This is a genomic window from Brevibacillus sp. MER 51 (assembly GCF_023714195.1).
In the GTDB taxonomy this organism is placed as follows: Bacteria; Bacillota; Bacilli; order Brevibacillales; family Brevibacillaceae; genus Brevibacillus.
Map to the genome: position 1 here is coordinate 571,746 of NZ_JAMAUS010000001.1, position 21,640 is coordinate 593,385.

The window sequence follows — 21,640 nt, forward strand, 5'->3', positions numbered from 1 at the left end:
TCATAATTTGGACCTCCCTATTATTTCTTGAAAAACCTGTTCATGTTGCTTTGAGGCTTGTTGACGGTGTTCCCAAAACAATGATGTACAACGTTTAAATGCTTCGTGATCCTTCAACTGATCAGCTAAGTCAAGACAGCATAAGATTTCTTCGAGCGCATTTATAATGCGTCCTTTCTTCAACTCGTATACAATTTTATAATACCTGAATTTGTAATGCCTGCCAATATTAACTGCACCCTTGTATTCAAAGAAACGCTGAACTTCTTCAGAATATTGATCAAGTATCTCCTCAACATCAAGGTCATATTTACAAGCTGCCTCCATGATTGTCAAAAGTCCAGCTGGTACTTCAGCTGGGTATTTTGATAGAAACTCCAAATAATCAGGTAAAATTCCAGTTTCCCCCATTAGAAAACTATAGGTAAGTAAATTGGCTTTTGCCCAGATTCTGAACTTCTCAATTTCTTTTAATCCCTCTTCATCTAGGAGTTCAAACCACGCAAGATCTGCATAACCTTGAACATACTTCCTCGCCTCACTGTACATTCCTTGCATTTGTAATGCGACACCTTTTAAGAGATAACCTTGTCCATAATACACAACTAAATGACGGTCCGTTTTTAACGGTTCGCATACCTTGTTGTTTTTCCTTTTACCCAACTCATTATCATAGACTTTAAAAGATAAAGAGCGTAATTCGTCAGCGTAGAATTCCATATCACCCCGTGTTGATAGAACGGAACAGACTGAATTAGCTTCCCATTCGCAAAGAGTTGCTCTGCCACTGAAAAGAGGATACCCACATTCTTACGGTCATCCAGTAACTTAGAAACTACCTGCTGAATACTATCATGTAGGCCAATTTCCGCACATCGAATAAGGTATGGTAGCAATCGTGTTCTTGATGCCTTATCTTTTGTGAAGCACTCGCTTGTATACAAATCATATAGCCATCCAGAAGGCTGACCAAAAACCTTAGCTAGTGCGTCTAGTTGTCCTATCGTAATAAATCGTTTGCCCCGTACAATATCACTAAGGTGTCCATGATTAATACCAGACAATTCTCCGAGCTTGCTTAGCGTATAACCGTTTTGCTTCTGAAGCCTATAAAGCTCCGACCGCAACGACCGTTGCAATGTCTCTTGCAGCCTCATATACAAACACTCCTCTATTCCCTAAAAAGGTTCATTATTGTCCAGTAATTTTTCCATTAAAACATTTAATCATACTCTCTTTTAGTTTACTTTTATTTGCAAAATGGAGAATATAACCGTATGTAAATTACTGGAATCTTGGTAATTATCGATCCACGAGAGGTTGATGAGTGGAAGGACCGACGTAAACCTAACTAATTGGGGTATCCTATGAGAAATGCAATTTCTCAACTCTAAAGTTAAATAAGCAAAAAAGCCGGATTACCGTAGGGTAATTCGGCTTATATTTATCGCAAGTTCTAATTGCGGACATATGCCTCAAGCAAAGCAATCATTTCTTGATTTCCCTTTCTTCTTGCTTCCTCCAACGGAGTCATAAAGGTGGATGGATAATCTGGACCGTAAGGAGTCAAAAGATTCGGATTTGCTCCATGTTCAAGGAGGAGTTTAGCCATTTCCAAATGGCCATTATTAGCTGCGGCATGAATGGGACGGCTCTTCCTTCCTACCTCTACTTCTATGTATGCATTTGGGTCCATTCCAGCTTTCAAATATAACTTCACCTTGTCTATCTTATTATCCAGAGCTGAAGCATTAAAAGTTAAGGCGTCAAACCGACTCCAAGAATCGTCCATTTCTTGTCTTGCCTTCCTTGCTTCTTCTGAAGCCAGTTGATCATCTGCAATGGCAACTATCTTATCACCCTTTGTAAGTCTAATTACTTGATCATAATTGAGGTTCATCGATACTTCTGGTTGACTATTTTTATCTATTCCTGACTTTAACACTTTATTAGGAACTTCAACTTTAGCTTTATTTAAGCTTTGTGTTCCCTCTTGAGTTGGAACGTCAGGGTTTGGATTGCTTTCCTTTTTCAGATTAGGTGCTTTATCCGCTGCCGTTTTTTGGGCCTGAGCATTCGAATTTGAATTTGATGATAATGACTTACTCCCAGTCATGCTTTGTATAACAATAACCCAAATGGATAAGCAAATTACTACAACTGATCCTAAAAGTAGACTTCGTTTCAATTTAATTGACATACATTCTGACCTCCCGATAAAGTACCAGGTAGATTATACCATAATCTTTATAGATTGATCCCAAACATACGCTCCTCAACTGATGCACTCTAAGCCGTTATCAGTAATATCATTGAACCTCTTTTAGACCTCTTTAATTGTAAGTACAATTTTTCCAATCTAATGACATGTGTTTAGGAAAGAAGTTTTATTGAATATGTGAAGCCTTACATGATGAGAACGATAAGACTACCCGTTAGTCATGATGTATCCTATTTCTTTACTCTCATTGGGAGTAGCCTCTCGCACCAGCCAGCAGAGAGATTGTATTCTGAAATCAAAGTTGGGGTAACTTATCTAGGGTCCTGTTGGACTTCTCTTGTTTTTCTTATTGCTGTTACTGGATTTCTACTCTTTTTAACGTTGCGATCTAAATTATTCGAAAATAAGATCGCACTTATTACCATGTTGATATCCCTTTGCTTGGGGCATATTATTCTGCTTTATCTAATGATAGCTTTTTTTAAAAACACAGATAGAGTTATTTAACGTTTTTGTTAAATACGATCTACGGAAATACGCGAGATAGCCCCTTGTGATAACAAGAGGCTATCCCGTTTTTGTTTTAAGGAGAATACATTGAATTTTATGCACTTTTTGCAAATTATGATAGATATGTTATAATAAAATGACAGTATTCTCTTCTTACGGAATTTTTGAATTACCCACACAATTGAATGCGGCAGTTTTTAAGATGATCCCCTGAATCAACGAGGATCATCTTTTTTGTCATTTCTAGCAAACATCACATGACGAAAGGTTGTAGATGATATGGAGGCATTGCCTTGCCAGGGCTGTAAAGGATTGTGCTGTGGTCCTGTTCCCATTACAGAGAAGGAATTTAAAATGATATACAAGAAATTGAAAGCGTTTCCAAAGAAACTCCGTGACGACCTGGAAAATCAACCGAGGCTGTTTGAAACTTGTATCTTCTACGACATGCAAAAAGATCAGTGTGGCATTCATTGCGTTCGACCGAAAGTGTGTCGCGCTTTTGGATATCACAGAGACCTTGTCTGTTTTCGCAAACCGGAATTGGCAACGAAGGAAACACTCACCTTCAAGGAGAAACCGATTGGGTATTTGAGTATTGATTTTACTTGGAAGCATTTTTGAAGAAATGTAGACTCAACGTCAGAATGAAGCAAATCTTGCATCTCGACTGAATAATAATGTTATAGACTGCCTCATTGAACTATACTTCTCTTCACCCTCTACACTTGATACGCATTAAAAAATGCTGAGGAAGGCAGCATCACTTCATCCGCTAACGGCAGTGTATAAGAAGGAGGCAACTTATGTTGAGGAAGAGTACAAATGCAGGTAGAAGGTCTGCAATAATGACTGGGGTGTTATTAATAGCCGGGTTGATTACAGGTATATGTAGTGTTGTTCCTGTAATAGATGGGGCAGACTACCTTGTCATGGCTTCTCCAAATGAGAATCAGGTACTACTAGGAGCGTTTTTCCAGTTGTTAATGATTGTTGCGTATGTTGGTATTCCTCTTTTAATGTATCCGATGTTAAGTAAGCATCATAAAGGGTTAGCTCTTGGATCTGTTGCTTTTGGTATCATTGCGGGTGTGTTCATTATTCTCGGTGTATTCATTCTCCTGTTGCTATTGACAGTTAGCCAAGAATTTGCAAAAGCTGGAACTTTGCATGTATCGTATTTTCAGACCCTGGGTGGATTGTTGCGGGAAGGACGTGATTTGGTGAACCATGTGGCAACGACACTGGCATTTGTGTTGGCGATGTTCTTGTTTACCTGCGTATTTTACCAAACACAATTAGTTCCGCGTTGGTTGTCAGTCTGGGGTTTTATTGGGTCTACATTGTCCATATTGGCAAGCTTATTATTTATGATTCGCTTCATCGGTCTGGATGCAACCTACATGATGTTGAACATTCCAATAGCCTTTCAACAATTGGTTTTGGCTATATGGTTAATCATAAGAGGATTCAACCCAACGAAACAGGATTCAGTATCCCAATAAAAGGCAGCCGCCGTATAGAACAAGTTCACATGTTCTAACACCGCGGCTGCCGTATCTGTTTTTGGTCAGTTGACCTTTTGCTCTACTATCAGTTCCAACTGATTAAGCTTGAAATGCTTTTTTCAATGCTTCCAGACCATCTGAATAGATTCCGTGGAACAGCTTAATAGCCTCATCGTCGCTAACACCTACTGGTGTAAAATGACCAGACCATTCCACCAGCGTTCCTTTACCACCATTCTCACGAACGCGGATCGTCGATTCATAATTGGTAACAGGAAAGGGTGCTTGCATAATGGAGTAGGTGTAATGGCGCTCTTTTTCATTGAAGCCTACCAGACGCTCAATAATCACATCGCCATCCGGGTTTTCCAACCGACGCACCCGTCCACCTTCGCTCAGTTCGCTGCTTGGGATATAAGGAAGCCAGTCTGGTAGTGAGTTAAATCCACCGATCAATTTCCATACTTGATCTGGAGAAGCAGAGATTTCAATCGTTGCCATTGTGTTTGCCATGTTGATTACTCCTTTTGTATTTAGATTGAGAGTGGAGCGTCTTGCGCCACCAGTTTCTGTTCACGCATTTCCTGCCAGAATGCTGCAGGAATCACTTCGTTCATCGCAGCTACGTCCTCCTTGATTCGATCCGGGCGACTCGCACCAGGGATGACGGCAGCAACTGCCGGATTCGCAAGCACAAATTGCAGCGCAGCAGCCTTGACACTAATATTGTGACGATTGGCAATCGCTTTGATCCGATCGACTTTTGCCATGATTTCAGGCGATGCTTTCTGATACTCAAAGTGGGTACCTCCGGCCAAAACACCTGAGCTGTACGGCCCTCCAACAATAATCTTGGCATTCATTTTTGCCGCGTTTGGCATCACGCGTTGCAAGGATCGGTCATGATCCAGCAGGGAGTAGCGACCAGCCATCAAGAAGGCATCCGGCTGTGCTTCTTCCAATGCCATCACGATCTCAATTGGCTCTACACGGTTTACGCCGAGGCCCCACGACTTAATGACACCTTCATCACGCAAACGAGCCAAGGCACGAAAGGCACCTTTTCGAGCACTTTCAAAGTGGGAAAGCCACTCGTCGCCATAGAAGTCCTGTGCGATATCATGAACGTAGACGATGTCCAGGCGATCAGTCTGCAACCGTTTCAGGCTGTCCTCGATCGAGCGAAGCGTACCGTCTTCACTGTAGTCCACGTGGATCTTATTTTTGCGACCATATTCGAACAGTCCGCCTTTTTCGCCCAAATCACGCAAGGTTGGATCTTCGAGTTCATCCAAGATGATCCGCCCAACCTTTGTGCTCAACACATACTCGTCACGCGGACGTTTCGCGAGGGCTTCACCCAGGCGAAGCTCAGCCAAGCCAGCACCATAAAATGGGGCAGTGTCAAAGTACCGGATACCATTCTCCCAAGCAGCATCGACAGTAGCCAGAGCTTCTTCTTCCGGAATGTTGCGGAACATATTGCCCAGCGGAGCCGTACCAAAACCAAGTTGTTTCCCCTGCAAAATATTGTTCATATATGAATTCCTCCTAAAGAAATTTGATTTACTACTTTCGTATCGACAACATCCCTTGAACGATATAATCGTCTTCTTCAAAGGCGATGATCATCTTGAGACTCATTATGTGGTATAGCCTCATCAAAAAAAAGAACGCACTTTTTAGTACTATAGGAACCCGAAAGTAACTAATGGCTAGGAAGCATGGTTCTTGTTGATAACAATGTTTTAGACTGTTCCAATAAAAGAAAAAGCGGTGGTTTAAGACCTTGATAATTTAAGTCTTAAACTACCGCTGATGTTGTTTTACTAATGGACACGTTGCGCTGCTGCACCATAGAAGATGAACATGGTTTGAATCCGTCTTCCAACAATCATGGTGCATCACAGATTGTCGCTGTCCTTTACTCCACACTTACCAAAACGCGTTCCAACGCATCCAGCGCCTGCTCCGCATCGGCACCATCCGCAGTCAAGACGACCGATTGTCCTTTCGACACCGCGAGGGACATGACGCCGATAATACTCTTCGCATTCACCTTCTTCTCATCCTTGTTCAATCCGATTTCACTGGAAAAAGAAGCTGCCACTTTCACAAACAAAGAAGCCGGACGCGCGTGTAATCCCTGTGCCAACTGGACGATGACCTGTCTCTCTCTCATTCGATTCACTCCTATCCCTTTCTCGTTAAATTGCTATAGGCCTTCTATAGCCGTCAGCAGTTCTTCTACTTGATCCAAACGAGTCAATCCCGTTTTCTTGTCGACGATGGATGTATAAATATGCGGTATGACCTGCTTTGCACCTGCTGCGAGGCATACCTCCACAATCGGCCGAATCGAAGCAGCATCGATCCCGCCAGTTGGCTCAAAAACGGGAATCCCGTAACGTACGGCTGCTTCTGCCATCGCCTTGATTTCATTCAGCCTTTCCAGTCCGTCAACTGGATAAAATTTGATCGAGTGTACACCAATCTCCGCCAGCATCGCGGCGGCTGCATCGCAAGAGAGCCATTCTGAAACTTTGTTGCTCATTGGTCCCGTAGTAACGTGAACCTTTCCTGGTTGGCCACCAGGGGCAATCAATGCATTCACGATAGTATGTGAGTTGCCGACTGCCTGTAGCCCGCCGAGCGTATAGCCTGCTGCCGGAAATACCTGATTGACGTGATCCGGTTGGGTCTGCACCGCGACTTCTGCGACCTTTTTCCATTGCGTAGGATCACCTGCGCCCAGCCCTACAGACACGGGTACACCTGCTTGCTGGTATTGTTCAACAGCCTTTATTGCTGCTTCTACGGACGCAAATCCTTTGACCAAGATCCCGATTAGAGCGCGGCCATCAGCGACGGCACATATTTGTTTTGCGTTTTCTACATCCCTTGCCAAAACGTTTAAACGAATTTTCGGTGTGCCCACTTTTGTTATTCTCCTTCTCCCTGTTTTTGCAGCAGTTCCTTTATTCGCGCTGCAATGATGTGTTCTTGCCCTTCGTGAAACGGTCGTGGATCAAAGGCAATCACACCCGTATTCACATAGTGGTTACGGGTAAAAATAGCTGGATTTCCTTGCTCCAGTTGGCGTGAAAGCTCCCGAGCCGTCATTCCTGACACTCGTTCGTCAAGCTGAACTTGCACTCGATAGATCGACCTGCCTGCCTCATCCTGTGCGATCACTGCTTTCACACCGGTCAAGCTGTTCAGTTCTCCAGCCAGCCACTCCACTCGCCTGCGCTGCTCGGGAGCATTTTGCTTTTCGGGGTCGTACTGTCCAAGCGCTGCAAGCAAACCCGCAATGGCTTCCTTGCCTACCTTCATGGCACGACCGACGCCTTTATATTGCGCGCGGCATGCGGCAATCAGATCGGCACGCCCTGCGATAAAGCCTGACGTTGGTCCGCCGATTGCTTTTCCGCCACTGTAGATGACAAGATCGGCACCCATCGCCACGTAGCGCCGCAGATCCTCCTCCGCAGCCGCGTCAACAATGACCGGAAGTCCAAACTCCCGACCGAGTTGAATCATCGCGTCTAGCGATTGCATCCCTTTTTGAATCGCATGGTGAGATTTGACATAGAGCAGTGCTGCGGTCTGATCGTCAATGGCTTCTCGCAAATGCTCTGCTTCTACGTGATTGGCATGCCCGACCTCTACGACTTTTCCACCGCCCAGTGCAATCATCTGTTGAACGGAAGCGCCGAAGTGCACCGCATGTCCTTTTTGGATGATGATCTTGTTATTCAACCCTTCGGAAAAAGGAAGCCGCTCGATCAAACTCAGATGGCACCCTGCTATGACTGCCGCTACACTAATAGCAATGCCGGCAGCTGCTCCTGAGGTAGGACAACCGTCTTCTGCACCTGTCGCCTCTGCGATATGACGACCTGCCACAATCATCAGCTCACTGATTTCTACATAATCCATGGCGGCTTCTCCCATGGCCTGTGCGATAGAAGGATGGACGGCACTAGCACCCAGTGCCGTCATCTTACCGCTTGCGTTTATGACTTGCTTCAACCCTAACTGCTGATAGATTCCCATGGTTTGCCCATCCTTCCTGTGAAAACTCTTCTCTCTATCCTCATTGTGTCGGAATCGGGAAAATGGCGCCAAGGATCATGGCTCCGATAATCGCACCACCTGCAATCGGTTTGTTGTAATAGTAGAAAATCGCTGCTCCTGCTGTTGCGCCGAGTCCAACTGGAATCGAAGCCATAATCGCAGAAATGATGATCAATGGACCTAAGTAACGACCTGCTGCGTTTCCGGCTCCCATCATGACATCGGCACCAAAGGTGGAGTTCGATGCATGGATCGTATACTTCCGAATCAAAATAATCACGGTACCAATGATGAAGCCCAAGAGCGCACCTGTCGCCAGCGCCAAAGGAAAAGAAGTCAACGGAGCTGTGAATCCCGCTCCCAACATCAACGCTGGGACGCCAATCCCGATACCAGTTTGCAACGAACCGCCAATATCGAGAATCCCAACCAGCGGCCCCTCCAAAACACGAGCAAACAAAAAGCTCGCACCAAACGCAGCAGCTGCACCATAGCCGCCACCCTTGATCCCCGCCTCGAGCATCGCAACGATGGCGATATCGTTAAAAGCACCGACATGATACACATAGTAAAGATGAGTACCCGCAAAGATTCCCGCAGACAAGCACGCCACAAAAAGCGGAAATGCCCATTCTGAATACCAAAACCCTTTTGCTTGCAATTCACCCATTACTTTTTCACCACCGATCCAAATGTTTCGTGAAGCTCTATCAACCACTGTGGAATTTCCACGTACATACTCTTCAAGAGCGCGACATCAAAACCGCGGAAGAAGCCACTGAATACAAACAAGAGAATGACTGCAATAAACATGGATTTGGTAATTTTGTTCCAACCACTGTCGTCCAGGCCTTTCCCGATCAAAATACCCAAGACGATTCCAGGCACCGCATTTCCCATGACCAAGTGAGACAAACCACCCAAGACCGTTCCCCAAATCCCTGTCCGTTTGCCTGCATCCATCGCCGCCATCCAGAACACAATCGGCATGATCGGGTTGATCAACCAGTTCGCAGCTGGGACCAGTACCTTCGTCGCTACGAGCTGCATCGATTCGGGAATCGCCGTTGCAGTGGAATTCAACACAGTGACCACGACGACACCAACTGCTGCTCCGGCAATCGCCATTTGCTTCGGATTGTGCAACGTCTCCGCGACATTCTTGTTGCGCCAGAGCAACACGGCCGCCGCCCAGTTCGGGATAACGCGATGATCCACATCTTGCGTCAACGCACCCGCACCAACAACAGACGCCCACGAGTTAAACAAAAAGCCAAGACCAAATGAAAAGTGGGAAATGGGATCGCCCGCACACGCGTTCAGCTCTCCAAAAGTCCGGAATGCTCCCATCCCCTGTACATTGGGTGCATGGAACATCCTCGCTGCCCCCGCACCAACACCGAAGCCGACCAATGCCCCGATGACAATCGACTTCAACACAATCATCAACGTAACCACTGAACCTACCCCCTGTCTCTTTCTATCGCTGACGAACCAACTGCCCTATACCCGCATTCTGCTCGGTCTGCTGCTGAAACGTTATATTTTCTACATGGATTAGACCCAGCCTCACTTGAATATCTGCGGTGATGTCATACCGCGTCCGTTTGCGAGGGAAGAACAATCCCAAAAATCGCTCATGCTTGACTGTTTCTGTCGCCGACACAATGGAAACCCCTACAGGTTCGATTCGCACGACCAAATCACTCGTCTGTCTCGCCACCACATGCTTGATTTGGGAAAAAATCTTGTTGAAGGCTCCTTCTTTCGTATCGCCACTGCCGGATAATCGCAAGGTCTGTGTCGTCTCCGTGTACATGGATTACTTCCCTCCCAGCTTGATGTATTCTTCCACCATGCGCCTGCCCAGCTCTTCTGTATCCATGAAGCCAAAGCCAATCACTTTTTTTCCGCTACGCAAGGCAGTAATACCAGCATCTACGGAGCGCAAGCCGTACTCGACCGGAAAACCATACTTGGTCTTGGCAGTGAGTGCCCCAGCCCCACCACTTCCGCAAAAGGACAGCCCGAGATCTGCACTCTCACTGACCATGACATCTCCTACCTTCATATCCGCGCCAACACCTGGAATGACGATCGCGGTCCCGCCAGCAGCTTCGATTCCTTTTGCAATGTTCTGTCCTTTTCCGAGACGATCACCAATCACGATTTTTACCTTAGACATATCCAAAACCTCCCTATATTCACAGCAATATTTTACGATGGCCCCATCTGCATGGCACGGATGGCTTCAAAATGAACAGCTAACAGAAACGCTTCTGTGTCATCTGCCTGCCACGCACTCTTCTCTTCCGAAAGAACTTTGTGAGAGAGCGTAACCATATCGGGATGAATTTCGGCGAATAGCTCCGCTTCAATCACGGGCAGCCTTTCCCCGTTGGTCATCCGTCGTACAAATGCCAGTACATGAGCTCCGATGGCTAGCCAGCGATCTCGCGGTATATGAATCTCCATGAGGCGAAACTCCTCCTCAATTTTCTGAAGAATTTGTTTTGTTTCAGAAATTTCAGATAAATTTTCTGGTTTTGTCTCGATCAGTTCCTTGAGAATGTCATCAATCATTTGCATGTCAGTACCCTTCCCGAAATAATCCCTTGATAAGCCACTACTCTTTCCATTGTCTCCACCGTTTCTTGTTCACTGTCGGTCAAAATTGTCGGCTCTTTTTTAATCTGCAATATGGATACGTCCGCGCATGCGCCTACTTTCAACGTCCCGATCTCGTTTTCCAGCCCGAGAATTCGTGCGGGCGCAAGCGTACTCGCGGCAATCACATCGTCGAGCGAATAACCCATGGCGAGAAACTTCGTGAGGGTGTGCGTCAAGCTGTGCACAGGACCATCGATGTTGCGCCGGTGAACATCCGTGCTAATGACATGTGGCATAATACCTTGGGCTTGGGCCTGCGCATGACGCAGTGTTTGGAAGCTGAAGCTCGCTTCACCGTGCCCGATGTCGAATAAGACTCCCCGCTCCAACGCGTCTTGCGCCTCTGGTATTAACTCTCCTCGTTCGTCGAACATCCCTCCTTTTTTTCCGTGAAACGTATGTGTCACTACGTCTCCCCGGTCTAAGAGAGGCAATATTTCCGTGAGTTTTGGCGGAGCGTTTCCGATGTGAACCATCATCGGTACGCCCGCTCCCCTCGCTGCTTCCTTGGCTACGAGTAAGGGTTGTATCCCGTTTTGCTTGACGACAGAACCGCTCATGCGGGCTTTTATCCCTCGTAAAATCGGTTGTTTTCTTATGAGAGCTGCCGCTTCTCTCGGGGTTAACCGCGACATGTCTGCGAGTTCCCCGCCTCCTGTGCACAAGCCATCCCCTGAAATGTTCAGAAATGCCAGAACACGAGTAACAGAAGGATACACTGCTTCTTCAAGAAAAGCATCAAACGACCATAGCCCGACACTGCCAGCATCTACTACGGTTGTCACTCCTTGCTCGATCCCGACCCGATCCGCGGCTACGCCCAAACTCGTCTTTGTCGGAAAAACATGAGCGTGCAGATCAATCAGCCCCGGTGTCACCACATATCCCTCAGCATCGATTATCTCCTTGCTTTCCAGATGCATCCCTTGATCATCGGTTGTCTTCCCTTTCTCATACAACCCAACGATCCGCCCTTCCCGAATGGCAAGATCATAGTGCCCGTTCAGGTTCTGGGAAGGATCAATGACCCGTCCGTTGCGTATGAGTAGATCCACTTTCACTCTCTACCGTCCCCTTTCCTGAAAAATAGCGCATAATGGCCGTCACTTCACTAGGTGGAACTTGGAGGTTTGCCTCAGCCATCAATCGGTTCAGCCTTTCACGCCATGCCTTCCATTCTATCGATTCCGCCTCTGCCGACGATTCCAACTCCTCCTGATAAGGTGAGCCAAAAGCCAGTCGATTTACCATCAATAGGAGGTGCAGCGTCAGTCCGCTTGCCATTTGTTCTGTTAGGTACTCCCGGAAAGCAGTCACGATTTTTTGACTGATTTCATACCCTTTGCAAATGACATCCTGGGACAGCCTCTCGACCACCGGCAAATCTGAAGGATTAAGATCAGCAGTCAGAGTAGGGAACCAAGCTTCCTTGCGAGCATTCACAGCCTGCTCTCGAATTCCTCCCTCCACTTGCAAGGCTTCCAGACAGTTCTGAATCTGGTTGATATCTTGCCGGGTTGGAAGAGGACTGACAATCACAACAGGCACCTCAGCTTTGATCGGCAGGACACTAATGATGACATCCACGCGACGACTCGCCAAATACTTCTCTACCTCTGTGCTGGAACACAGGCCTACGACCCGAAGTGAACGCAATTCGCTTTCCAGGTACGTTTTCAAAAACCGTGAAGTCCCTCTGCCTGTTCCGCACACGACGAGCGCATCTGCCTTTTTCTGCTCCAGCCAGCGATCATAAGCTGCTTGAAAATGCAGAACAAAGTAAGCAATGTCGGCATCAAGCCAATACACCCCGCGATGCCAAAACACTTCTTCGCATGAGCGCTTGACTGCATCAAACATGCGTGCGTAGGAACGGCGAATCTCCTCCGTCAGAGGATTCGCAAAAAGAACTCCCTGACGATAACGGTTCAAACTGTCATCCAGGTGAGCAAACAGCAGTCTGACCAGTTCCTGATCCTCGTACAACGGTGCCAGCATCCGGTTACTAACCGCTTCCGTCAGCTCTTTGGTGGCCTGGAAAACGTCCAAAACAATCCTCCCTGCTCGCGCCTCTCGTGGCACCTGTTCGGTCCCTAACAGAGGAAGGCACGCATACGCAATCTCGTGTTCGGGAATAACGACGTTCAATCGCTGACATAATGCTCGAACCTCGTGTGAAAACAGCTCGTACCCGATCCAATGCCTCGCTTCTCCCATCTCGGCATCATCCGCAGTGACCAATTGACCCCGCTGTACGCGATGAACGACAATGCATAAGCGAATCAGCAAACTAATCAGCGCTCGGTCTGTCAGCGTCTCCGCAGCAGCATTCAACCATGCTTTGATGCTATGAATAATCTCCCCTAATTCTGCCCGGCTGATCAACCACTTCTCCAATAGCGGACCCGTTCTCGCCTCATGTCCATTTTCTAAAAACATCCCCTGTACCATCCGATACATGTCGTTTCCATCCAACAGATCGTGAATCAAGTTTTCGAGAGCATACCGCTTATGCCGCTCACTCCCGTCCACACGTACACCGTACCTCTGCTTCGTGACGAGCTCAAGACGCCAGCCATCGAGCAGCTTTTCCGCGTCCTTAACATCGGCAACGACTGTATTGCGACTGACTCCCATGTGGTCGGCCAAATCGTTCATCCTCTGATACCCATCTGACAGCAGAAGAATGAACAAAAAATGCTTGACCCGATCCTTTTGCGGCAGAATGAGTGTCTTGCTGTCATCCCTTTGCAAATTTTCCTTCAAAGCATTTCGATGCTCTTGTTCTTCCGTGATCCACAGCCCTTTATTCGGTTGAGAATGGAGGATGACATTTCGTTCCTTTAGCCATTGCCTGATGTTCTCCAGATCGTACTTGACGGTTCGCTCGCTAACTTGGAAATCGCGCGCTACATCCTTAATTTTCAGCGGATAGTAGCTGTCGAGTATCACCTTCAGTAATGAATGGGAACGTGTGGTTAAAAAGACCATTCCTTTCTCCTTTCCATAAAAAGCTGTGTCCTTGCTTGAGATTCATTATAGAAAACGCTTTCTCGGTGGTAAAGAACGATTCCTTTCCCCATCAATCGTGCAATTTTTGCAATTCTCAGTTTGATCCGACAGCAATGAAAAAGATGACCCCGGTTAAAACTGGGACCATCCTCTCTGTATAACCTATTTGACATAGATCGTCGTTTTTGCAGTTGCCTTTGTATCCGTTTCGATGTTTTTCACTGTTGCCTCAAACTTATGTGTCTTTTTTGCTCTGGCTTGAACTTTAGCAGTACTTTATGCGTTTTATTTTCATCATCATATTCTTCATTGATTTCGGTCACGTCAAACTTTATCACTCCGCTTCCACTTATCTCCTTATCTTTTTCTTTATCATACATTTTCAAGAAAAAGAAAGGAGTATAGGTTCCCTCTTTACGTGGAGTAAAGTAGCCTGTTGTTACGTACATCCCCTTCATGCGATCATGTGTGGTTCTTACTTTTTCTACCTTTTGAGTCGTATCTACTGAATTAAACGAGAAAAATAAAAACTTCGCGTCTTCTCGAATCATTCCCTTATACGGAATATGTACAGTGAATTTTATTTTTTCACCAACTTTAAGTTTTTGTTCAGGTGAAATGAAAAATTCTGAATCTACAGAAGCCTCCAACCATTTTTTGGTGAAAACCTCCATCCAAATAGTACCATTAAACAAAAAAGGTCCGCAACGAAAGGTTACGGACCTCTACCAATACCTCTACTTGTAGGAGGTGCTTACAGAATTCCACCCAAGCTCGCACCTTTGACAAACAGTCGTTCGATATTTTTCTCGACCGTTGGATCTGGTACCAATGGGGGTGCTTGATGTGGTTTGGTGCGGGCATCAATAATCAGATTATCGCAACCCCAATGCTTGTTCTCATAGTAGCTGTTCACACCGTACATGTCGTGGGATGGATTGCTTCGTGTGAAGGTTGCCCACAGGAAGTTTTGTAGCGACGCGCTCAGGAAGGTACTATCATCACAAAGGATGATCATCGGGCAAGACGGGATCGGCCCCCTCGCCTGAATCGCATCACACAGATTCTGTAATTGCTGCTGGGCGCTCGCGTAATCGGTAAATGCAGGACCCTGGATCGACACCACACCTGGCATAATCAGGCGGGCATTCTCAAACTCTCGCAAATCCTTCAGTTCATCCGGTACCTCTTTGCACAGCTCTCGTTTTTGATCGCCGTAAGCTGCGAGGACAACCTTACTGCCACTGTTTAAGCCCGTTCCCGAATAATCCAGCGTATCAATAGTCGTGTTTGTATAAAAATGAACATCGCGATGCAAATCGATTCTCTCCAGAATATAGGTCATAAAATCAACTTCATCATGCGTCGTCAATGGTCGGTTTTCTTCAGCGGTAATGAATAAATACTTGGCTAAGCTCAATTGACCCGTCCCTAAAATGCGGTTGGCAATGGTGAGCATCTCCGTCGGCTGTTTGACTTGCTGATATGGCGTATACCGCTCGCTTCCGATGGCAAAGAGCAGCGGGTGTACACCGGCTGCATCTACTGCGTGGACTTCTTTAACACCCGGGATTTCTTGTTTGATCGCATCACCCGTTAACTCGTGAATCAACTGACCGAACGATGTATCCTCTTGTGGCGGACGACCCACAACGGTGAATGGCCAGATGGCATTCGGCTTGGCATACACTTTCTTTACCTTCATCACAGGGAATGGATGGATCAGACTGTAATAGCCCAGATGGTCACCAAATGGCCCTTCTGGTTTCGTATCTCCAGGATAAATATCTCCTGTGATGACAAAATCCGCATCATTGCTTATGCAGTAACCATCGATATAGCTGTAGTGAAAACGACGCCCAGAGAGCAAACCTGCAAAAGTAATTTCGCTCAAGCCTTCTGGCAGCGGCATTACAGCCGATAAAGTATGTGCAGGTGGCCCGCCTACGAAACAGCTTACTTTCAGCGGCATCCCCATTTTGGTCGCTTTGGCTTGGTGGACTCCGATTCCACGATGGATTTGATAGTGCAAGCCAATTTCTTTGTTTACTTCATACTCATTACCAGTAAGCTGCACACGGTACATACCCAAATTGGAATTCATGATTCCCGGCTTGTCCGGATCTTCCGAATAGATTTGGGGCAGCGTGACAAAAGCTCCACCATCCATCGGCCAGCTTTGGATGAGTGGAAGGTCCGTTATGCTGATTTCCTGTGCAGTTACCGGCATGCTAGTGGATTTTTTTGCAGGCAATGCTTTCAGAGCAGCAAAGCCGTTCTCGATATTTTTAAATGGCTGCTTTAGCGCTTTCATCGGATCATTGCGCATGGCGATGATATTTTCAGCGGCTTTCCAGGTGCTTCTGAAAATAAACTTGCTGCGCTCAATTGTGCCAAATAGATTGGATACCGCGCGAAATTTTGAGCCTTTTACATTTTCAAACAACAAAGCTGGTCCGCCTGCTTCATACACCTTCAAATGAATGGCGGCCATTTCCAGATAGGGATCTACTTCTTCGCGAATACGGACCAAATGTCCGTGCCTTTCCAAGTCAAGGATGCACTCTTCTAAATTCTGATACATATCTATAGGGCTCCAATCACTAGATTCTAGATTTACCTGTAGATCAATACCTTCTCATCATACAGGAAAGATCCTACAAATTCACGATACCCTTCCGCACAATTTCTTGAAGCTCGCTCAGCTCTCTGATTTCGTACGTCGGCTGAATGCTCGTCTGATTTTGCTTGCCCAGCGGATTGAACCAGCACGTATCGATCCCGTAATGCGCTCCCCCTTGTATATCAGAGGTCAACGAATCTCCCACCATCAATACGTTCGCCTTCTCCGTCCATTGCAATTTGGAAAACGCGTAGTCAAAAATTTCCCGATCCGGCTTCTTATAGCCGACCTCTTCGGAAATAATCAGATGCTCAAAAGAGTCGCAAAGCGGTGAAGCGGCAATTCTTGCCGTTTGTACAGAGGCGAACCCATTCGTAATGATCGCCAAGCGGCAATCCTCCAAACTGTTGCACAATTCAACCGCTCCAGGTACCAAATGCACTTCTTTGCCCAAGGATTCAAGATAGGCGCTGCCGAACGCCTCTGCATCGACGTCTAGCTGAACAGCTTTGAAAAGTCTACGAAATCTCTCTACACCCAGCTCTGCTAGAGTGATCCGCCCCTTTTCTAAATCCTCCCACAATCCTTTACTGATCTCTTTGTAGGTCGCTCCATAATCAGACGATCCCGTAGCGAGTCCAAACTGGGAAAACGTCTTTTGCAAAGCATTTTCTTCTGTCGTTTTGAAGTCAAGAAGTGTATCATCTACATCGAATAAGATGACTTGATAGCGCATGGCAACCTCCAGAAATCTTTACTGATCAAGTATTCGTACAAACTAACACCCTTCTATCATATCAAAAATAGAAGGCCAAACTGCATACAAAAAGCCTCGAACTGTATCATTCGAGGCCATGAAAAATTGAATCGGTGGACATGAACGTGTTTGTACCCTAGCTTAATTCGCACTTTTTCCTACATAGCTCCCTGCAATGATGATCGAATTCGTGTATCCGCCACTTACATTATCGAAACCGGAGAGCAGAGTTGGAACCCCCACAAATTCAACTGTATCTTCTTCGTAGATATCTAACCCACCTAGATAAACGACTTGGTAGCTATGCTCCTCGTCATTGACGACATGCAAGACAGAAACGGTTCCCATTTCCGGTATTTCTTCCTCTTCGATGCTCAACACTGTTCCTTTATCTTGAATCATCGAGGCATGATACTTGGAAATATTTTTATTGATATGTTTCGGTTGTACATTTTGATCAACTAATTGCTTGGCTTCCTTCACTTTCTCCCCGGTTGCCGGGAACAGATGAGCATACTTCGCCAAAAACGCTTTGGATTCCGGTGGAAATTCTTCTCCAGCTTTAAAGCCATTCACTTCATGTAAGGCGAGTACAGCCATCGAAAGATACGTAGCGACATTATTATTTTCTGATTCCACCACTCCTCCTTTAGCTTCACTCGTGGAAGAAGAGCCTTGTGTGGCTAAATTGGAAAACGCGGATGAAGCACTTGAATTGGTTGAACCACATCCTGTAACAAGAATAAAGGCAACAAGTATGAATGCATAAGAAAATGAAACTCTCATGTAAATCAACCTTTCCTATTATTTCCTTCCCTTCATTATCTCATGGTATATTATCTCTCAACAAGGTAAAAGGAAGGTGAAGCAATGAACGCACTCTTAGTAATTGATGTACAAAACGGAATTGTGAGTTGTGGGGATTACGAAGAAGAACTCTTATTGATGGAACAGGTAATCAAAGATTTTAAAGAGAGCAATCGCCCTGTCATTTTTATCAGACATATCGATGATGCAGAAGAAAGTCCACTGAATAGAAGCTCTATCGGCTCTGAAATACACCCTTCGTTAAAAGACTATTCCGACTACTTAATCGAGAAGCATACTCCTAGCTCCTTCTTCCAAACGGAGCTCTCACACACTTTAGAAAAGTTAGGGGTCGATCATCTTTTTATCATCGGTTTTGAGACGGAATTTTGTTGTATGTTTACGGCCATTGCTGCCTATGATCGCGGATATAAGGTGACGTTCATTAAGGACGCAACTGGAACAACTAATACCGCCGAATCATACGACATGCAAGGTTTAGACATTAAACGGTTTGTAGGAACCGTTCTTCGTTGGTCGAGTGTCATCGAAGTAGTAAACTACGCCGAGTATGCTGAAAAATACAAGTGATGAGTAGCATATCTGTTATACAAGGGCTTGCCATCGATATTCCATTGTGGATGAAATGGCGGGTTTTTCCTATGTACATTTTATTTGTGAATACGCGCTTCGCCCCACTCGCACATCAGATTCAGGATCGTCCGCAAGCTCTCTCCTTGCTCCGTAAGTGAATATTCCACTTTTAAAGGAACCTGATGATAGACGGATCGGTTGACCAATCCATCTTCTTCGAGCTCACGTAGCTGTTGGGTCAGCATCTTTTTCGATGCGCTTGGCATATATCGATGCAGCTCACCGAATCTTTTCGTACCTTCTTTTAACAAACAAAGAATAACAACTTTCCACTTCCCACCAATTACTTCCAATGTCGCTTCAACGGGTACGTTATATTGTTTCGTTTGAATATCGCATTCCTCCATGCTTTTTTCCCGATGGGTTGGTACCTTTGTGTACACCTGGTTCCCGGAAATTATCTACTTTTCGGCTATACCTCCATCCTATTATACTCAAATCAGCTTACGTAATGGAGGAATTACCTTCAACTACGATCCAAAACGTTCAGTCATTGCTATATGACAAAAGATGTCATAATTGACGGCTTATACTGAATCCAACAACGAAACGATTGGAGGATTTCAGTGTGAAAAGTCTGCGTACGTTTGCAAAATGGGTAATGATTGTAGGATTGTGCTTGATGTTCGTTTCCTCTGGTATTTACAAGCTAATTGGTCATCCAGAGGCCACACTCGCTTTCCAAGGATTCGGGTTTCCCCCTTGGTTCCAATTTGTAATCGGGTTGGGAGAAGTGCTCGGCGGACTGGGTTTATTGATGAAAAAGTATGCGCGTTACGCCGCCTATACACTCGCAGTCATTATGCTTGGTGCTACAGTCACTCTGCTTTTACATGGTGACACATCTACTGTAGTGATTCCGCTTGTCTTACTCTTTGTTTTCTTGCTGATCGGTCTACGCCGATTTAATCCTTCTGCTCGCTAAAAAGGCCGCCAGTTCCCACCCGTAAGCAGGTGAGGAGCTGACGGCCTCTCGCATTTTTCAAGCTCACTCGTTTACAAATGCTTCTTTATAAAGTGTAGGAGGATCTGACTCTAAGTCATCCATTGAAATCGTCATGAGACAAAACCCTTTCCCTGCTAAAAATAACCGTACCTTGTCCTGATTTCAACACCAATTTGCACTGTTCCACCAGCAAGTTCACTATCGCTGTGACAGGCTCTTCCCATGTAGAGAATAATTATTTACCACATACCCTTCTGCCCGAAATCATAGTAGGTAAAGATAGTAAAAAAGGAGGGATGACATGTGGATCAAGAAAAAGTAACCATCAAGATTAACGACAATGGATCAATTCGTGTTACTGGTGCAGTTGAGTTACTGGATGGAGCAGGCGACAAGTATGAAATCGGTTCATCTTTTTCGCTCTGTCGATGCGGTCAATCCGAGAAAAAACCGTTCTGTGATGGCACGCATAAAAAAGTAGGCTTTGAAAGTGCACCACGAGCAAAAGAATGATCCGAAAGAGCGCAGATGCGCTCTTTTTCTTTTATCAATCGCTTTTTATGTCAAATTGTTTCCTCAAAGAAGTACTGGTATAATTTTGAAAAGCGCTCCGATCACGTATCTGTTCTTTTTTGTATTCTCGTTTTGATTGACGGGGGTTATTTTTTATACCTAAGATAAAGACATTCCGATCCCATATACGCAATGACGAAACACTTTCCTTCGTCAGTTATGGCTGACAAAGTTAGGAGTACACAAACATGTATGCACAAACAGTACGTTACGATCAATTTGGCGAGCCTCATGAAGTATTGAAGGTTGAACAACGGCTGATTGAACCGCTGAAGCAAGATGAGATTTTGGTGAAAATGAGCGCACGTCCTATTAACCCTTCTGACATCATCCCGATTCGTGGTGCTTACAAGCATCGCATCAACCTCCCCGCTATTCCTGGGTATGAGGGGGTTGGTACCGTTATTGATACAGGTCCTTCTGCTCCCCGCTCTCTTATCGGGAAACGTGTTCTGCCATTGCGCGGTGAGGGTACATGGCAAGATTACGTCAAAACAACAGCCGAGCTAGCCATTGAGGTTCCTGATTCGATCCCAGATGATATCGCCAGTCGGTTGTATATCAACCCCATTACTGCGTGGGTCATCTGCAAGGAGACCCTTCAACTGTCTTCTCAGCAGGTTTTGTTAGTCAATGCAGCCAACTCAGCCATTGGCCGCTTGTTTATTCAACTATCCGCTCTTTTTGGTTTTCGGGTAATCGCCATTGTCCGAAACGCAAGATATACTGAGGAGTTGATGCAGCTTGGGGCATGGCATGTCATCGACAGTTCACATGTGTCTATCTATGATGCCATCATGAGTGTCACGAACGGACAAGGTGCACATGCGTCTATTGATTCCATTGGCGGACCTGACGGATTAGAGCTGGCGAAGTCTACACGTGCTGGCGGGATTTTCTTGTCATTAGGCCTTTTATCGGGAGTGCAAGTGGATTGGTCGATCATCTCGAAAGAGCTTGGCGTTCTCCCACAATTGTTTTTATTGCGCCACTGGAATCAACGCGTTTCCGTTTCTACCTGGCACGAGACGTTTGAGAAAGTCATCGAGCTCGTTCAGAATGGGAAGCTCCTTATAGCTGTGCCTGGAGAAAAATTTGCTTTGCAGGATGTAAAAGAGGCCGTGCAATTTGCGGAGAGCCGTCATCGTACGGGGAAAATCATCTTGGTGTAAACACCAGAAAAAAAACGCTGGTAAAGATCCATCATGCAGCACCTCAAGGATTATAAGCGGTTTCAAAAACACCGAAGCCAAAAATGACCGTTTTCTCGCCCTTTTTG

At 45.8% G+C, this 21,640-nt stretch carries 26 protein-coding genes; 6 read left to right on the top strand and 20 right to left on the bottom strand.

Annotation, left to right across the window (positions count from 1 at the left end; translation table 11 throughout):
* From M3630_RS31095 to M3630_RS02150, 3 genes are all read right to left on the bottom strand, one after another.
* Complete coding sequence (locus tag M3630_RS31095; protein WP_353057203.1) at positions 1 to 720, bottom strand: hypothetical protein; 720 nt, start codon at positions 718 to 720, stop codon at positions 1 to 3.
* Positions 624 to 1,157: a helix-turn-helix domain-containing protein gene (locus M3630_RS31100; RefSeq protein WP_353057204.1), complete on the bottom strand. Its 534-nt coding sequence runs from the start codon at positions 1,155 to 1,157 to the stop codon at positions 624 to 626. Before M3630_RS31100 ends, M3630_RS31095 begins: the two co-directional genes overlap by 97 nt.
* 299 nt (positions 1,158 to 1,456) lie before the next feature.
* Entirely contained in the window at positions 1,457 to 2,200 is a 744-nt protein-coding gene (locus M3630_RS02150; RefSeq protein WP_251251067.1) for an ankyrin repeat domain-containing protein, read from the bottom strand.
* A gap of 810 nt (positions 2,201 to 3,010) precedes the next feature.
* On the opposite strand from M3630_RS02150, the gene M3630_RS02155 reads away from it, so the two are divergent.
* The gene (locus tag M3630_RS02155; protein WP_251251068.1) at positions 3,011 to 3,355 is read left to right on the top strand and encodes a YkgJ family cysteine cluster protein; all 345 of its coding nucleotides are present in this window, start codon (positions 3,011 to 3,013) and stop codon (positions 3,353 to 3,355) included.
* 182 nt (positions 3,356 to 3,537) lie between these two features.
* The gene (locus M3630_RS02160; protein WP_251251069.1) at positions 3,538 to 4,236 is read left to right on the top strand and encodes a DUF4386 domain-containing protein; all 699 of its coding nucleotides are present in this window, start codon (positions 3,538 to 3,540) and stop codon (positions 4,234 to 4,236) included.
* Between the two features lie 102 nt (positions 4,237 to 4,338).
* Here M3630_RS02160 and M3630_RS02165 read toward each other — a convergent pair whose 3' ends face one another.
* From M3630_RS02165 to M3630_RS02240, 16 genes are all read right to left on the bottom strand, one after another.
* A complete protein-coding gene (locus M3630_RS02165) occupies positions 4,339 to 4,752 on the bottom strand; it encodes an SRPBCC family protein (protein WP_251251070.1) in 414 nt (137 codons plus the stop codon).
* Positions 4,753 to 4,772: 20 nt separating this feature from the next.
* The gene (locus M3630_RS02170) at positions 4,773 to 5,777 is read right to left on the bottom strand and encodes an aldo/keto reductase (protein ID WP_251251071.1); all 1,005 of its coding nucleotides are present in this window, start codon (positions 5,775 to 5,777) and stop codon (positions 4,773 to 4,775) included.
* A 386-nt stretch (positions 5,778 to 6,163) separates the two neighbouring features.
* Positions 6,164 to 6,421: an HPr family phosphocarrier protein gene (locus M3630_RS02175; RefSeq protein ID WP_251251072.1), complete on the bottom strand. Its 258-nt coding sequence runs from the start codon at positions 6,419 to 6,421 to the stop codon at positions 6,164 to 6,166.
* Positions 6,422 to 6,454: 33 nt separating this feature from the next.
* Entirely contained in the window at positions 6,455 to 7,177 is a 723-nt protein-coding gene (locus M3630_RS02180) for a KDGP aldolase (protein ID WP_251251073.1), read from the bottom strand.
* Positions 7,178 to 7,182: 5 nt separating this feature from the next.
* On the bottom strand, positions 7,183 to 8,298 hold the full coding sequence (locus M3630_RS02185; protein ID WP_251251074.1) for a DgaE family pyridoxal phosphate-dependent ammonia lyase: 1,116 nt from the start codon (positions 8,296 to 8,298) through the stop codon (positions 7,183 to 7,185).
* A gap of 40 nt (positions 8,299 to 8,338) precedes the next feature.
* Positions 8,339 to 8,989, bottom strand: coding sequence for a DUF4310 family protein (locus M3630_RS02190; protein ID WP_221868549.1), 651 nt, complete (start codon positions 8,987 to 8,989; stop codon positions 8,339 to 8,341).
* Positions 8,989 to 9,777, bottom strand: coding sequence for a DUF4311 domain-containing protein (locus M3630_RS02195; protein ID WP_047067408.1), 789 nt, complete (start codon positions 9,775 to 9,777; stop codon positions 8,989 to 8,991). The genes M3630_RS02190 and M3630_RS02195 overlap by 1 nt, the downstream gene beginning before the upstream one ends.
* 22 nt (positions 9,778 to 9,799) lie before the next feature.
* Entirely contained in the window at positions 9,800 to 10,138 is a 339-nt protein-coding gene (locus M3630_RS02200; RefSeq protein WP_173607793.1) for a DUF4312 family protein, read from the bottom strand.
* 3 nt (positions 10,139 to 10,141) lie between these two features.
* Positions 10,142 to 10,504 carry a glycine-rich SFCGS family protein gene (locus M3630_RS02205; RefSeq protein WP_007727312.1) on the bottom strand — a complete coding sequence of 121 codons (363 nt, stop codon included), beginning with the start codon at positions 10,502 to 10,504 and terminating at the stop codon, positions 10,142 to 10,144.
* A gap of 32 nt (positions 10,505 to 10,536) precedes the next feature.
* Positions 10,537 to 10,908 carry a hypothetical protein gene (locus tag M3630_RS02210; RefSeq protein ID WP_251251075.1) on the bottom strand — a complete coding sequence of 124 codons (372 nt, stop codon included), beginning with the start codon at positions 10,906 to 10,908 and terminating at the stop codon, positions 10,537 to 10,539.
* On the bottom strand, positions 10,899 to 12,050 hold the full coding sequence (locus tag M3630_RS02215) for an amidohydrolase/deacetylase family metallohydrolase (RefSeq protein WP_251251076.1): 1,152 nt from the start codon (positions 12,048 to 12,050) through the stop codon (positions 10,899 to 10,901). Before M3630_RS02215 ends, M3630_RS02210 begins: the two co-directional genes overlap by 10 nt.
* Complete coding sequence (locus M3630_RS02220) at positions 12,010 to 13,980, bottom strand: BglG family transcription antiterminator (RefSeq protein ID WP_251251077.1); 1,971 nt, start codon at positions 13,978 to 13,980, stop codon at positions 12,010 to 12,012. Before M3630_RS02220 ends, M3630_RS02215 begins: the two co-directional genes overlap by 41 nt.
* A gap of 239 nt (positions 13,981 to 14,219) precedes the next feature.
* A complete protein-coding gene (locus M3630_RS02225) occupies positions 14,220 to 14,675 on the bottom strand; it encodes a hypothetical protein (RefSeq protein WP_251251078.1) in 456 nt (151 codons plus the stop codon).
* 80 nt (positions 14,676 to 14,755) lie between these two features.
* Entirely contained in the window at positions 14,756 to 16,585 is a 1,830-nt protein-coding gene (locus M3630_RS02230; RefSeq protein ID WP_232772992.1) for a UbiD family decarboxylase, read from the bottom strand.
* Between the two features lie 73 nt (positions 16,586 to 16,658).
* A complete protein-coding gene (locus M3630_RS02235; protein ID WP_251251079.1) occupies positions 16,659 to 17,360 on the bottom strand; it encodes a YjjG family noncanonical pyrimidine nucleotidase in 702 nt (233 codons plus the stop codon).
* A gap of 162 nt (positions 17,361 to 17,522) precedes the next feature.
* Complete coding sequence (locus M3630_RS02240) at positions 17,523 to 18,020, bottom strand: hypothetical protein (protein ID WP_251251080.1); 498 nt, start codon at positions 18,018 to 18,020, stop codon at positions 17,523 to 17,525.
* 231 nt (positions 18,021 to 18,251) lie between these two features.
* On the opposite strand from M3630_RS02240, the gene M3630_RS02245 reads away from it, so the two are divergent.
* Positions 18,252 to 18,779 carry an isochorismatase family protein gene (locus M3630_RS02245; RefSeq protein WP_251251081.1) on the top strand — a complete coding sequence of 176 codons (528 nt, stop codon included), beginning with the start codon at positions 18,252 to 18,254 and terminating at the stop codon, positions 18,777 to 18,779.
* 80 nt (positions 18,780 to 18,859) lie between these two features.
* Here the strand turns inward: M3630_RS02245 and M3630_RS02250 are convergent, their stop codons facing one another.
* Positions 18,860 to 19,189 (bottom strand): winged helix-turn-helix transcriptional regulator, encoded by a 330-nt coding sequence (locus M3630_RS02250; protein WP_015891469.1) that lies wholly within the window; start codon positions 19,187 to 19,189, stop codon positions 18,860 to 18,862.
* A 221-nt stretch (positions 19,190 to 19,410) separates the two neighbouring features.
* Between M3630_RS02250 and M3630_RS02255 the strand changes: the two genes are divergently transcribed.
* The 3 genes from M3630_RS02255 to M3630_RS02265 all read left to right on the top strand — a co-directional run bounded on the left by M3630_RS02255 (position 19,411) and on the right by M3630_RS02265 (position 21,533).
* The gene (locus M3630_RS02255) at positions 19,411 to 19,767 is read left to right on the top strand and encodes a DoxX family protein (RefSeq protein WP_251251082.1); all 357 of its coding nucleotides are present in this window, start codon (positions 19,411 to 19,413) and stop codon (positions 19,765 to 19,767) included.
* 324 nt (positions 19,768 to 20,091) lie between these two features.
* Entirely contained in the window at positions 20,092 to 20,301 is a 210-nt protein-coding gene (locus M3630_RS02260) for a CDGSH iron-sulfur domain-containing protein (protein WP_251251083.1), read from the top strand.
* Positions 20,302 to 20,549: 248 nt separating this feature from the next.
* Positions 20,550 to 21,533 (top strand): zinc-dependent alcohol dehydrogenase family protein, encoded by a 984-nt coding sequence (locus tag M3630_RS02265; protein WP_251251084.1) that lies wholly within the window; start codon positions 20,550 to 20,552, stop codon positions 21,531 to 21,533.
* Positions 21,534 to 21,640: the final 107 nt, after the last annotated feature.